The following is a 13,030-nucleotide window of genomic DNA, read 5'->3' as shown; positions in this document are numbered from 1 at the left end:
CAGTAAGTCGCCGGTACGTCGGCGGGTCACGGAATCCTCTGAGCCCGGTCGTTGTTGTGCGGTACATGACCTCGGCATGGCTTGACCAGGACACCATCGACAAGCTCCTCGACGACTCCGAGACGTGGGCGATCGTCGGCCTCTCGGGCGATCCGTGGCGTACGGCCTACTCGATCGCGCAGGAGCTCCAGCAGCACGGAAAGCGGATCATCCCGATCCACCCCGGCGCCGCCACAGAGGGCAAGGAGGTGCTCGGCGAGAAGGTCTACGCGACCCTGGCCGACGCCGCCGCGGCCGTCGGGAAGATCGACGTCGTCGACGTCTTCCGCCGCTCCGAGGCCGCCGGCCAGTTCGCCGACGAGGCCGTGGCGATCGACGCCGGCGGCGTCTGGTTCCAGATGGGCGTGGTCGACGAGTCGGCCTTCGAGCGCACGACCGCGGCCGGCGTACCGATGGTCATGGACACCTGCCCGTCGAAGATCTGGTTCGAGCGCGCGAGGGCCGGCGCACGGGCGTAAGACTACGGCTCGAACGTTATCGTCCGTAGGTGCTCGTAGATCACCGAGGTCTCCACGTCCGCGATCTCGGCTCGCGAGGTGAGCCGGTCGATCACGAACGCATAGAGCGCGTCGTTGTCCGCGACCGCGACGTGGACGATGAAGTCCATCCGGCCGGAGGTGACGAAGACGCCGACGGCCTCAGGCAGCGCTCCGACCCAGTCGCGGAAGGACTCGATGTTGGCGCGCGAGGGCGGTCGGATGCGTACGGCGACGAGTGCCTGCACGCCGCGGTCGATCTGCCGTAGGTCGAGGTCGAGGTAGGCCCCGCGGATGAGCCCGCGGCGCTGCATCGCCCGCGCGCGGTCGTGCACGGTGGTCGCCGAGACGCCGACTTCTGCGGCGATGTCCCGAAGGCTCCGCCGTGCATCCATCGTCCAGGCGGCCAAAATCTGGCGGTCGACTTCGTCCATGCACGCCAGATTAGCAAATCACCCTGACAATGCCCGGCCTGATTGCGATCTGTCCTGACATTCTCAAGACTATCGTCGAATCAGTTGGCGGATGACAGGAGTCAGAGTGATGAGCACAGACGTCGAGACGGCGACGATCGGGTTCGCCCCGGACGAGATCGACCAGTCCGCGAGCACGCGGGACGTGCCCTACAGGTGGGTGGTCGTCGTCGATCAGGCCCTTCCCGCCGGACGCGCGGTGAACGCGGCCGTCTGCGTCGCGGGGGCGACCACGCAGCGTACGGTCGGCCTCCTCGGCGAGGACGCCGTCGACGCCGACGACTCGACGCACCCGGGCCTGCCCTGGCTCGGCTGCACGGTGCTGGGCGCGCCGGCCCAGCGGCTGACCGACCTGCGTCGTCAGGCGGTCGCCCAGCCCGGGGTCGCGGTCATCGACATGCCCACCCAGGCGCAGCACACGAGGGTGTACGACGACTACCTGTTCGCCGTCGGGAACAGTCGCGGCGCCGACATGTCCTACTGCGCGGTCAGCCTCTTCGGCCCGCGCCGGATCATCGACAAACTGGTCAAGGGACTCTCGCTCCTGCCCTGAGCCTCAGGAGGTGGCGTTGCGTACGACCTCGCCCTTGGCGGCCGCCAGCTCGGCGAGGGACTTCTCGTACGCCACCAGCTTCTGCTGCAGCTCGGGGTCGGCGACGCCGAGGATGCGGGCGGCGAGGATGCCCGCGTTCTTGGCGTTGCCGATGGCGACCGTGGCCACCGGGATCCCACCCGGCATCTGGACGATCGACATCAGCGAGTCGAGGCCGTCGAGGTACTTCAGCGGCACCGGCACGCCGATGACCGGTAGCGGGGTGACCGAGGCGAGCATGCCCGGAAGCGCGGCCGCGCCGCCGGCGCCGGCGATGATCACCGAGAGGCCGCGACCGGCAGCCTCGCGGCCGTAGTCGAGCATCTCCTGCGGCATCCGGTGGGCCGACTTCACATCGGCCTCCCACTCGATCCCGAACTCGTCCAGAAGCTCCGCCGCGGCCTTCATCGTCGGCCAGTCGGAGTCGGACCCCATCACGATCCCCACGCGCGCACTCATGAGGGACAGGCTATGCGGGCCGGACCGCGAGATATGGATCCGGGCGGTCCTAGGGCTGTCTAACGAGCAGATAACGGATTCCGGGCAGAGCCCCCACGCGTCCCTAAAGTTAAGACATTCTTTCCCGGTGCTGTCCGCCATGCGCTACCGAATCGGCCAAGCGCTGGTCATCGCGTTGCTCTCCGCGCTGATCGCTGCTTGTGCCGCGTTCGCCCCGCTCTACGACCGGGCGATGCAGCAGGCGGCGGTTGACGTCACCCTGGCGAACGCCTCCACGCTGGAGCGGGACCTGCAGCTCTACGGCTCGGAGGCGATCTACGCCGGGGAGCGGATGGACCCCGCGGCGCTCGCCGACCTGATCCCAGGCGACCTCTTCGGCCCGGTCGTCGAGGGACGCAATGCCACCGCCAAGCTGGGGGCGGCCGGACCGGCGGGAGAGCTGTGGTGGCGCGCGGGACAGTGCGACCACATCGAGATCACCGCAGGCTCCTGCCCGGACGAACCACGCCAGATCCTGGTCACCGACAACGATTCCAAGACCTACGACATCGCCGTCGGCGACGCGGTGACCGGGCCCGCCGCTAAGCCGCTGAGCACGGACGAGGGTGCGAGTCCCGCCCCGATGGTGAGCTTCGACGTCGTCGGCACCTACCGGCCGGCCGATGCCGAGTGGTGGCAGGGACTGCAGCTCGACGGCATCGCCGGAGTCGCGTCGAGCGATACGCCACGCCACGACACCTGGCTGACGGATGCGTCGACGTTCGCGGGCTCGACGCCGTTCCTCGACTCGGAGAGGGCGTGGGTCGGCACCCGGCTGCGCACCGGAGCCATCGGGGTCGAGGAGCTCGCCGGGCTGGACACGGACATCCGGGCGCTCCAGCGGCGCGCCGAGGTCGAGTCCGGGTCCGAGTCCGTCGACCCGGAGCTGTGGATCACCTCGATGGTCACCGAGCTGCCTGCGATGGCCGACGAGGTGAACGCGCAGATCGAGCAGTCACGTACGACGGTCCCGCTGCTGCTGGTCCAGCTCGGCCTCCTCGGGGTGATCGTGCTGTGGCTGATGCTTCTCGCCGCCACCGACCAACGTCGCCCAGAGGTCGTGATCGCGCGCCTGCGCGGGTTGGGTACGCCAGGGGCCCGGTCGCTGCTGATGCGGGAGCTGCTTCCCCCGGTGCTCATCGGGATCGTCCCGGGCGTCCTCGTCGCGCTCGGCGGAGCCGGCCTGGTCCGGGCGTACGTCCTGCCGGGGAACCCGCCGTTCGAGCTCCCGCGCGGGCTGGTCCTGGCGCTGATCATCGCGGCAGCGACCCTCACCCTGGTGACGTACGCAGCAGCAGCGCGCATCGCTCGCGAACCGCTCGGCGCCCTCCTGCATAGGACATCCGGCCGCCGTCCGGGCTGGCGGCTCGGGGCCGGTGATGCGGTGGCGATCGCGGCCACCGGCGCCTGCGTCGTCGCTTTCGTGACCGGCAGCCTGACCGGTCCGATCGCGCTGGCCGCGCCAGCACTGCTCTCCGTGATGGTCGGGCTCGTGCTGGCGCATCTGTTCGCGCCTGTCGCGGTGCGTCTGGGCCGGGCGCTGCTCACCAGGGGCCGGCTGCTCAGCGGCGTCCCGCTGCTCGAGGCCGCGCGCAACACCGCCACCCGCCACACCGTCACGCTCGTCACCGTCGCCGCCGCGCTCGCCGTCTTCTCCGTGTGCGGGGTGATGGTCGGAGATCACAACCGGGAGCTGGCCGCCGAGCAGGAAGCCGGCGCGGCGTTGGTCGCCGAGCTGCACAGTGCCGAGACGACCGTGACGCAGCTCGAACGGGTTCAGCAGACGCTGGCGACGATCGACCCCGACAGCCGCCGGGTCACCCCGGTCGTTCGAGCGGTGGCACCCAGCGGCGCGGCGATGACGCTCGCGGTGGATCCGGAGGCGTTCCATCGAATCGCGCTGTTCACGCCCGGCATGGAGCCGAGCGAGAGGGCTTGGTCGGCCTTGAGCGACGGCTCCGGCCGCGAGCCGGTTGCCACGATCGGCGCCGGAGCGATCGCCGCGGAGAAGAACCCCACCATCATCGGGCTCGACGGAATCGAGCAGGAGGGCGAGCGGGTCGGCACGGTCGATCGGATCCCGGGCGGCATCCGCGACCTCGCTCTGGTCGATCTCGACACCGCGCGCGAGCTCGCGCCACCGGACGGCGACTCGAGTGTCTCGCTGTGGTTCGCCGAGGAGGATCCCACGTTGCTCGCCAAGGTCACCGATGCCCTCTCGGCCCAGGACGTGCTCGTGGGCGAGACCCGAACCGTCAGCGACGCCCGTCTCCGGCTCGACGAGTCGGTGGCCACCTGGAGTCTCTGGCTCGGTGCTCTGGTCGGCCAGGCCGCCGTGGTGATCGCGCTGCTCGGGTTGAGCGTGCTGAGCGTCACCGGGTGGCGTACGCGCGCCCGGGATCTGGCCTCCCTGGCCATGGCCGGCGTCGGGCGACGCACCGTCAACCGGCTGCCGGGGGCGGCGCAGCTGGTGCCGGTCGCCGTCGGAGTGCTCGCCGGAGCGGGATGCGGCCTGCTCGGCATGGTGCTGACGATGCCGGACGTACCGCTCTTCGCCGTGCCTCCCGATGTAGACGCCACCGACCTGTCGATCCCGTGGGCAGCAGCCGCGATGACCGCGGGCGCCTGCTTCCTCGTGCTCGGCGCGACAGCGGCAGCGCTCGGCCGCGCCGTGGCCGCCTCCGCACGGCTCGACCGTCTCCGGGAGAGCGCATGAAGCCGATGGCCATCCGCACCCACGGCCTCGTGCACATCTACCAAGCCGAGGGCCACGACGTGGCGGCCCTCTCCGGGCTCGACCTCGACGTACGCCCCGGTGAGCTGATGGGGCTGCTCGGCCCGTCCGGATCCGGCAAATCGACGCTGATGAACCTGTTGGCCGGCGTGTTCCGGCCGAGCGCCGGGAAGATCTTCGTCGGCGAGCACGAGGTCTCCGCGGCGACGACGAAGGAGCTCGACCGGCTCCGCGCGACTGAGGTCTCGCTGATGCTGCAGGGAGCTGGCCGCAACCTGCTTCCGTACGCCACCCCCGCCGACAACGTCGGCTTCGCGCAGCGCGCGGCCCGCCGCGCGGGCAAGGACGTGCCGGCACCCGAGGCAGTGCTCGACGAGCTCGGCATCGCCGATCTCGCCCGTGCCCAGCTGGGCACGCTCACCCCTGGCGAACTGCAGCTCGTCGCGATGGCTGTGGCGCTGGCGCCCCGGCCCGGGCTGGTGCTGGCCGACGAGCCCACCAGCCAGCTCGACCACGGTGCCCGCGACCTCGTGCTCGAGCAGCTCGCGGCCACCAGCCGCACCCACGGCACGACCGTCGTCCTGGTTACCCACGACCCGCACGTCGCCGCGTTCCTCCCCCGCACCGTCACCATCCGCGACGGCCGGATCGGCGGCGAGGGGCGCAGCGGAGAGGAGTACGCCGTGGTGACGGCCGACGGCTTCCTGCCGCTGCCCGGTCACGTACGCGACGTGCTCCCGCCCGGCACGCTCGTGCGCTTCCACCCCGTAGACGGGCACTACGAGCTGGTCCCCGAGGAGGAGCACGATGAGTGAGGTCGTCGCGTCACAGCTTGCGGTCTCGTACGCCGACCTGGTCGCCGTCCAGCCGATCGACCTGAGCTTGCTGCCCGGCGTCATGGTGGCCGTCACCGGCCCCTCCGGCGCCGGGAAGTCGTCGTTGCTGTGGGCGCTCGCGGGCGCGCTCCGCTCGGACTCGACCACCGGGTCCGTATCCGTCGGCGGGACCCCGATCACCAGCCGTGAGCAGGCAGCCGGGCTCGGCGTCGCGCTCATTCCCCAGGGGAACGGGCTGGCCGGCTCGCTCTCGGCGGAGGAGAACATCCTGGTGCCGCTGCTGGCCCGCCGCGTACGTCCCGGGGAGGCGCGCGAGCGGGCCGCGAGCGCGCTGGCGCTGGTCGGGCTCGAGGAGTCCGGACGGCACCTGGCCGACGAGCTCTCCGGAGGGCAGCAGCAGCGTGTCGCGCTCGCCCGGGCGTTCGCGTCGCGACCCCGGGTGCTGCTCGCCGACGAGTCCACGAGCGACCTCGACGCAGGCAACCGCGAGCGGATGATCGAGGCGCTGCGCGCCGAGGCCGCGGGCGGAGCCGTCGTCGTCCTGGCCACCCACGACCCCGAGGCCGCCGCGGTCGCCGATGCCGAGCTCGCGCTCGACGAGGGGGTCGCGTCATGGCCCCGACCACTGCCTGTCACCTGAGTGTCGGTCCTGGCCGCTAGTGTGCTGGCCACTCTCTCCCACGACCCCACAAAGGCAGATGGATCCAGCTACGAGCACCGACGTCGTCGTCAGCGCGCCACCGAACCCGACCGCGGTCGAGCGATTCACCGGGCTGACCAAGGCGGAGCGCAAGGCGCTGCCGTCCCGGGTGCGGCAGGTCGCGTCCTGGTCCCGGCAGGCGGCGTCGGCGACCCGCGCACGGGCCGAGATCGAGCAGGAGGCGACGGAGGCGGTCGACCACTACCGGGCGAGCGCAGCCGAGCTGAAGCGCGCGGCGCAGGTGGCCTGGCGCAGCATCGCTCTGGACCGGAGCGACGGGCCGCGCCTGGCCGCGATCGCGCGGCGTCACGCGCTCGAGCCGGTCGAGGAGACCACCCAGGAGCTCGTCGACTCGCTCGCTGCCGCCGCGGACGACGTGGCGCAGGCCAAGAAGGCTTCCGGGGCGCGTCGCCTGCTGGTACGCAGGAGCCGTCGCGAGGAGGCCGAGCTGGCTGGCAGACATATCCTCGATCTGCACCAGCGCGCGAGCGAGATCCAGGCGCCGGAGCGGCTCGGTGAGCTGACCCGGCTCCCGGCCCGGCGCCGGGTGCGGGTCCGGGAAGCACTGCTACCGAGCGTCGGTCTCCTCGAGGCGCTCTCGGACCTGGGCTCGGAGGCGGTGCTGGCGCCGCGCAAGGGCGTCCTCGTGCTGCGCAACGAGGGCGAGGCGCTCAACGAGGCGAGGCGCTCCGAGGAGCCCGCGCGCCGAGCCGCCACCGACGCTGCCAACGCGGTCAGGAGCGCGGACACCGACACGGCGGTCAGGTCGCTGCCGGTCGACGAGCTCGCCGATCTCGTACGCATCGAACCCCTTCTCGAGGCCGGGATCCATACCGTCCACGAGGTCATCCATCCAGCCTCTGACCTGCGACACCTGCCCGGAGTCGGTCCGGCCACCGCGATGCGGATGCAGGAGGCGGCGCAGGCGCTGTGGCAGCGCACCTACGACGAGATGCCGCTCGCGATCGACCACGAACGTCGCACCCCGGCGGCCACCAGGCTGCTCGCGCGGCTGGCGGAGTGGGAGGCCGGGCGGCGTACGAAGGACGCGGGGGCGGAGCTCGCCCTGGTCCAGTCGCTGCGGCCGTTGACCCGGTCGCTCGACAGTGGTGCGCGGTTCCATCTGATCCTGGCCAACGCGGCCAGTCTCGACGACTTCCAGGGCGCGCTGCGGGCGATCGCTCACCGGGCCGAGATGGCTCGCCGGGTGCGCCCGGGCAACCGGCCGGCCGACCCGTGGGAGGACTTCGAGAAGCGGCCTGCCGACTACTACGCGATGCTCTCCGAACTCGGCTTCCTCACCGAGGACGAGGACAAGATCCACGGTGACCTGTCGGCCGAGATCATCGAGGCGGTGCGGGCCCAGGAGCTGCGTACCAACAACCTGACCGCGTCGCTGCGCGGCTACCAGCACTTCGGCGTCCGCTTCGCGCTGGTGCAGATGAAGGTGATCATCGGCGACGAGATGGGCCTCGGCAAGACGCTTCAGTCGCTGGCCGTGTTCGCTCATCTGCACGCGATGGGCGCATCCCACACGCTGGTCGTCTGCCCCGCTGCCGTGGTCACCAACTGGGTGCGCGAGACCGACTCGAAGACGACTCTGGTCCCCCACCGTCTCCACGGCAGCCGCCGCCTGAAGGCCGCCAAGATCTGGGTCGAGCAGGGCGGCGTCGCGGTGACCACCTACGAGACGCTCAACGCGATCCAGCCGTTCCTCGACCAGGTCAAGATCGCCTGCGTCGTGGTCGACGAGGCGCACATGATCAAGTCTCCGCGCACGCAGCGCACCGAACGCGTACGCCGCGTCCTCGACGCCTGCGATCGCGCCATCCTGCTCACCGGCACGCCGATGGAGAACCGCATCGAGGAGTTCCGCAACCTGGTCTCCTACCTCCGCCCCGACCTGCTGCTCTCCGCCGACGAGTTCAACCCCCACCGGTTCCGCAAGCAGGTCGCCCCGGTCTACCTGCGCCGCAACCAGGAGGACGTGCTCACTGAGCTGCCCGACCTCGTCGAGGTCGAGGACTGGCTGCCCCTGTCCGTGGCCGACGAGAGGGCGTACGCCGAGTGTGTCCGCGACGGCAACTTCATGGCCATGCGCCAGGCCGCGATGCTGCAGGGCACCTCGTCGGCGAAGGTCGAGCGGCTGGTCGAGATCGTCGGTGAGGCCGAGGAGAACGGTCGCCGCGTGATCGTGTTCTCCCACTTCCGGAAGGTCCTCGACGACCTGGTCACGCTGCTGCCGGGCGAGGTCTTCGGCCCGCTCACCGGGTCGGTGCCCGCCGAGGAGCGCCAGCAGATGGTCGACGAGTTCTCCGCGGCAGGGCACGGTGCCGTGCTGATCACCCAGATCGTCGCCGGCGGCGTCGGCCTCAACATCCAGTCGGCCAGCGTCGTCGTCATCTGCGAGCCGCAGCTCAAGCCGACCATCGAGTGGCAGGCCATCGCCCGCGCCCGCCGGATGGGCCAGCTCCAGTCCGTCCAGGTCCACCGCCTGCTCTCCGAGATCGGCGTCGACCAGCGCATCCACGACATCCTCGCCGCCAAGGCCGAGCTCTTCGACGACTTCGCACGGGTCAGCGCAACCGCCGCCAGCAGCCCCGAGGCGTACGAGACCTCGCACCCCGAGGACCCCTCCACCACCCTCGCCACCGAAGCCTCCGACGCCGAGATCGCCCGCGACGTCGTCGCCACTGAACGCCAGCGCCTAGGCGTCTGACCCCAGCCGAATCTGTAGTTCTGGAGGCCGGGTCCTCAGTTCTGGGCGCCGAGTCGTCAGTTATGGCGAGCGAGTCGGTAGTTCTGGCGTTTGCAGAACTACCGACTCGGTGTCCAGAAGTGCAGTTTCGGCGCCCAGAACTGCAGATTCGGCGAGGGTGAAGGTCAGTCGGAGTCGTTGCCGAGGTCGCCCTGGAACCAGTCGGCGGCGTGGCGGGCGCGCTCGAGGCAGTCGTCGAGGTCGTCGCCGTAGACGTTGACGTGGCCGACCTTGCGCCCCGGGCGCATCTCCTTGCCATAGAGATGGACGCGGAGGTGGGGGTCACGGGCCATGGCGTGGGGGTAGCCGTCGTAGAGGCGGCCGACGTTCTCCCGGGTCGAGCCGAGGATGTTGACCATCACCGACCACTTCGCGCGGGGCGCGGGAGAACCCAGCGGCAGGTCCATGACCGCGCGCAGATGGTTCTCGAACTGCGAGGTGACGGCACCGTCCTGGGTCCAGTGGCCGGTGTTGTGCGGGCGCATGGCGAGCTCGTTGACGAGCAGTCGGCCGTCCACGGTCTCGAACATCTCGACCGCAAGGATGCCGACGACGCCGAGCTCACCCGCAATGCGCAGCGCGATCTGCTCGCCCTGGACGGCGAGCTCGGACGAGAGGTCGGGCGCCGGAGCGATGACCTCCTTGCAGACGCCGTTCTCCTGGTAGGTGTGGACGACCGGGTACGCAGCGGCCTGGCCGCTCGGCGAACGGGCGACGATCGCGGAGAGCTCCCGGCGGAAGTCGACGAGCTCCTCGGCCAGGACCTGGACGCCTGCTTGCTCGGCGACGCGAAGCGGCTCGGCGACATCGGCGACGTCGCGTACGACCCAGACACCCTTGCCGTCATAGCCGCCGCGGGTGGTCTTGAGGACGCACGGGAAGCCGAACGCCTCGACCTCGGCCGTGGACGACACGATGGCGTTGCGCGGGGACGGGATGCCGAGCTCGGTCAGCCGAGCGCGCATGACGCCCTTGTCCTGCGCGTGCACGAGCGCGTCGGGCCCGGGTCGGACCGCTACCCCGGCGGCCTCGAGCGCGTGCAGGTGCTCGGTCGGGACGTGCTCGTGGTCGAAGGTGACCACCTCGCAGCCCTCGGTGACCTTCTTCAACGTGTCCAGGTCGCGGTAGTCGCCGACCATCTGGTCGGGGATCACCTGAGCGGCCGACACACCCTCGCCCTCGGCGAGAAGCCGGAGCGGGAGGCCGAGCGCGATTGCGGGCTGAGCCATCATGCGGGCCAGCTGGCCGCCGCCGATGATCGCAAGTGTCGGTGCGAGGGTCACGATGGACAGAATAAGGAAACTGCCCCGCCGGGGCCGATTTCGCGGATCCCCCTCACGCTATCCGCGAAACCCGACCCCCGGCAGGTGAACGAAGGTCAGGCCTTCTCGAAGCGCAGGCCCTTGCCGCGCAGGGTGGTGATCAGATGGGGCTTCCGGGGGTCGTCGCCCAGCTTGCGACGTACCCATCCCAGGTGTACGTCGATGGTCTTCGACGAGGTGTAGAAGGTCGCGTTCCACACGTCCCTCATCAACTCGTCACGGGAGACGACGTTGCCAGCCCTCTTGATCAGGGCGTGGACCAGGTCGAACTCCTTGCGAGAGAGCGTCAGCTCCTCATCGTTCCGCCATGCTCGCCGGGTCTCCGGGTCGAGCTTGATCTCCTGTACCTCGATCATGAGACCGACATTAGGGAGGTAAAGAGCCCTTGGCAAAGGATTGCACGATATTGCCAGTGACATTTTCATGCCAAGGTGCAACGAATTGGGCATGACAAACGTGCGCCCCCGAATGGCGCACTCAACCATGCCCACGAAGGCCCGGTCAGGTAAAGCAATCGGCACCCCGCGTTGATCGACTGTTAACTACAACGGAATGTGAACAAATCCGCGAAGTCGCAGGTCAGCGACACCCTTGAAGGTCACGATTCAGACACGACGGACGGCGACGGGCTCCACGATCCCGAAGCCTCGCACCGGTCGAGCGGCCAGTCGCCGGGTCTCGAACTCGTCCTCGGGCATCGTCCCGGCAGTCGCCTCGTCGACGATGATCCGGTTACGACGGGCGACGGCGGTCAGCCGCGCGGCCATGTTCACAGGCGGTCCGAAGACGTCGCCGAGGCGCGAGACGACGTTGCCGGAGGCGAGCCCGACACGTACGTCCGGCATCCGCGGGTCCCGGCCGATCACGTTGATGATCCCCTCGGCAGTGCCGTACGCCTGAAGCGGATCGTCGTTGACGAAGAGCACCGAGTCGCCGAGCGACTTGATGATCCGGCCGCCCCAGGTCGCCACCACGTCGGCACACCGCGACTCGAAGAGCTCGACCAGGTCGCCGATCTTCTCCTCGGTCAGCGTGTTCGACAGCGCGGTGAAGGAGACGATGTCGGCGAACCCGACCGTCTGCCAGACCGTGCCCAGCTGCTCCTCGGGGCCGGCGACCGACGCCTCGGCCCGAGCGAGCGCGGCGCGCGTGTGCCGGCGCCAGGCGAAGATCATCATCTCCTCGAACGCGCTCTCGAACTGCTCCGAGACCGAGACGGTCGCCTTCAGTAGCTCGGAGGGCGTCCGGTCGTCCTCGTTCTGGGTCTCGACGTGGTGCAGCAGCGCGGAGACCTCGTAGTCGGACAGGCGCGCCATCGACTGCCCGATGCCACGGGTCAGGTTGACGACCAGGTCGAAGCTGACCAGCCCGTTGCCGGCGATCTCGTTGGCCTTGGCCAAGGCCTGCACGTCCGCCTCGTCGAAGAACGCCTCGTCGTCCCCGATCTCCGGGAACCCGAGAGCACGCCACAGACGCTTCGCCTGGTCCAGGCTCACGCCGGCCTTCTCGGCGACCTCCGCCGAGGTCAGGTTGACGGGCTGCTTCGATTTCGCCACGAACAGATCATGCCATCCGGCTCGTCACGACCGCCCGTCACGACCGCCCGTCACGACCGCGGACGGAGCCGGGCGTGGATGACGTCGCCCGCCCCTACCACCCGCGACCCCTCGTCGGTCGCGATGACCAGCCGGCCGAAGTCGTCGATCTCGGTGGCCACGCCCTCCCAGACGTCCCCACCCGGCAGCTCGGCCCGCACCTGCTCGCCGACGGTCACCGACAGCTCCCGGTAGCGACGGGCGAGCTCGGCGGGATCCGACCCCCAGATCTCGTACGCAGCACCCAGCTCCTCCAGCAGCGCGGCAAGCATCTCGGTGCGGTCGACGGGCGCACCGCTCTCCAGCTCCAACGAGGTGGCGGTCTCGATCGGCAGCTCCTCGCGCGTCAGCGACGTGTTGAGCCCGAACCCGATCACGGCGGCCGCGCCCTCGGACCCTTCGATGCGCTCGATCAGGATCCCGCAGACCTTGCGGCCCTCGATGAGTACGTCGTTGGGCCACTTCAGGCCTGCTGCGTACCCCTTCTTCCGCAGCACCGATGCGACCGCGACGCCGGTCATCAGCGGCAGCCACGGCCACCGCTCGACCGGGATCGACGGTGAGGGCCGCAGCAGCGCGGAGACGGTCAGCGCCGAACGCGCCGGGGTGGTCCAGCCCCGGTCCAGGCGACCCCGGCCGGCGGTCTGGTGCTCGGTGGTGATCACCAGGCCTGGCGCCTCGCCCGAGCGCGCACGCTCGGCCAGTACGGCATTGGTCGAGGGCGTCTCGTCGAGGATCTCGACGCGCCACCCGCCCGGCAACGCATCGAGCCGGGAGCGGTCAAGTGACGGGCGTCGCATCGCGAAAGGAGGCACGGGGATTAGATTGGCCCCCGCACCGCACGAAGTCCAAAGGAGCACCGTGAGCGCCGAACCGACCAACGAGCCAGTCATCGATCTGCACACGACTGCCGGGAAGCTGGCCGAGCTGGAGCGTCGTCTCGATGAGGCCGTCCATGCTGGTTCTGCGAAGGCGGTGGAGAAGCA

At 70.0% G+C, this 13,030-nt stretch carries 12 protein-coding genes; 6 read left to right on the top strand and 6 right to left on the bottom strand.

The window, feature by feature from the left end; genetic code table 11:
- Positions 1 to 65: 65 nt before the first annotated feature.
- Positions 66 to 518 (top strand): CoA-binding protein, encoded by a 453-nt coding sequence (locus AB0F44_RS28090; protein ID WP_357360361.1) that lies wholly within the window; start codon positions 66 to 68, stop codon positions 516 to 518.
- A 2-nt stretch (positions 519 to 520) separates the two neighbouring features.
- Here the strand turns inward: AB0F44_RS28090 and AB0F44_RS28085 are convergent, their stop codons facing one another.
- Positions 521 to 970 (bottom strand): Lrp/AsnC family transcriptional regulator, encoded by a 450-nt coding sequence (locus AB0F44_RS28085; protein ID WP_357360359.1) that lies wholly within the window; start codon positions 968 to 970, stop codon positions 521 to 523.
- Positions 971 to 1,079: 109 nt separating this feature from the next.
- On the opposite strand from AB0F44_RS28085, the gene AB0F44_RS28080 reads away from it, so the two are divergent.
- Positions 1,080 to 1,562 carry a DUF2000 domain-containing protein gene (locus tag AB0F44_RS28080; RefSeq protein WP_357360357.1) on the top strand — a complete coding sequence of 161 codons (483 nt, stop codon included), beginning with the start codon at positions 1,080 to 1,082 and terminating at the stop codon, positions 1,560 to 1,562.
- Between the two features lie 3 nt (positions 1,563 to 1,565).
- Here AB0F44_RS28080 and purE read toward each other — a convergent pair whose 3' ends face one another.
- Complete coding sequence (gene purE, locus AB0F44_RS28075; protein WP_141805921.1) at positions 1,566 to 2,060, bottom strand: 5-(carboxyamino)imidazole ribonucleotide mutase; 495 nt, start codon at positions 2,058 to 2,060, stop codon at positions 1,566 to 1,568.
- Between the two features lie 127 nt (positions 2,061 to 2,187).
- Here purE and AB0F44_RS28070 point away from each other — a divergent pair, with 127 nt between their 5' ends.
- The 4 genes from AB0F44_RS28070 to AB0F44_RS28055 are packed head-to-tail and all read left to right on the top strand — an operon-like array spanning position 2,188 to position 9,088.
- Positions 2,188 to 4,815 carry an FtsX-like permease family protein gene (locus AB0F44_RS28070; protein WP_357360355.1) on the top strand — a complete coding sequence of 876 codons (2,628 nt, stop codon included), beginning with the start codon at positions 2,188 to 2,190 and terminating at the stop codon, positions 4,813 to 4,815.
- Complete coding sequence (locus AB0F44_RS28065) at positions 4,812 to 5,648, top strand: ATP-binding cassette domain-containing protein (protein WP_357360353.1); 837 nt, start codon at positions 4,812 to 4,814, stop codon at positions 5,646 to 5,648. Before AB0F44_RS28070 ends, AB0F44_RS28065 begins: the two co-directional genes overlap by 4 nt.
- Positions 5,641 to 6,309, top strand: a complete 669-nt coding sequence (locus AB0F44_RS28060) for an ATP-binding cassette domain-containing protein (RefSeq protein WP_357360351.1) — start codon at positions 5,641 to 5,643, stop codon at positions 6,307 to 6,309. Before AB0F44_RS28065 ends, AB0F44_RS28060 begins: the two co-directional genes overlap by 8 nt.
- 58 nt (positions 6,310 to 6,367) lie before the next feature.
- Positions 6,368 to 9,088: a DEAD/DEAH box helicase gene (locus AB0F44_RS28055; RefSeq protein ID WP_357360349.1), complete on the top strand. Its 2,721-nt coding sequence runs from the start codon at positions 6,368 to 6,370 to the stop codon at positions 9,086 to 9,088.
- A 164-nt stretch (positions 9,089 to 9,252) separates the two neighbouring features.
- On the opposite strand, the gene AB0F44_RS28050 is transcribed toward AB0F44_RS28055, so the two are convergent.
- From AB0F44_RS28050 to AB0F44_RS28035, 4 genes are all read right to left on the bottom strand, one after another.
- The gene (locus AB0F44_RS28050; RefSeq protein ID WP_357360347.1) at positions 9,253 to 10,410 is read right to left on the bottom strand and encodes a 5-(carboxyamino)imidazole ribonucleotide synthase; all 1,158 of its coding nucleotides are present in this window, start codon (positions 10,408 to 10,410) and stop codon (positions 9,253 to 9,255) included.
- Between the two features lie 95 nt (positions 10,411 to 10,505).
- Complete coding sequence (locus AB0F44_RS28045; protein WP_229788189.1) at positions 10,506 to 10,805, bottom strand: winged helix-turn-helix domain-containing protein; 300 nt, start codon at positions 10,803 to 10,805, stop codon at positions 10,506 to 10,508.
- Positions 10,806 to 11,054: 249 nt separating this feature from the next.
- Positions 11,055 to 12,005, bottom strand: a complete 951-nt coding sequence (locus AB0F44_RS28040) for an adenylate/guanylate cyclase domain-containing protein (protein ID WP_350659321.1) — start codon at positions 12,003 to 12,005, stop codon at positions 11,055 to 11,057.
- A 50-nt stretch (positions 12,006 to 12,055) separates the two neighbouring features.
- A complete protein-coding gene (locus AB0F44_RS28035; RefSeq protein WP_357360344.1) occupies positions 12,056 to 12,859 on the bottom strand; it encodes a biotin--[acetyl-CoA-carboxylase] ligase in 804 nt (267 codons plus the stop codon).
- Positions 12,860 to 13,030 lie beyond the last annotated feature (171 nt).

Source organism: Nocardioides sp. NPDC023903 (assembly GCF_040639295.1).
GTDB lineage: Bacteria > Actinomycetota > Actinomycetes > Propionibacteriales > Nocardioidaceae > Nocardioides.
Note: the sequence above shows the minus strand (reverse complement) of the source record. Positions and strands in the feature narration are given on the sequence as shown.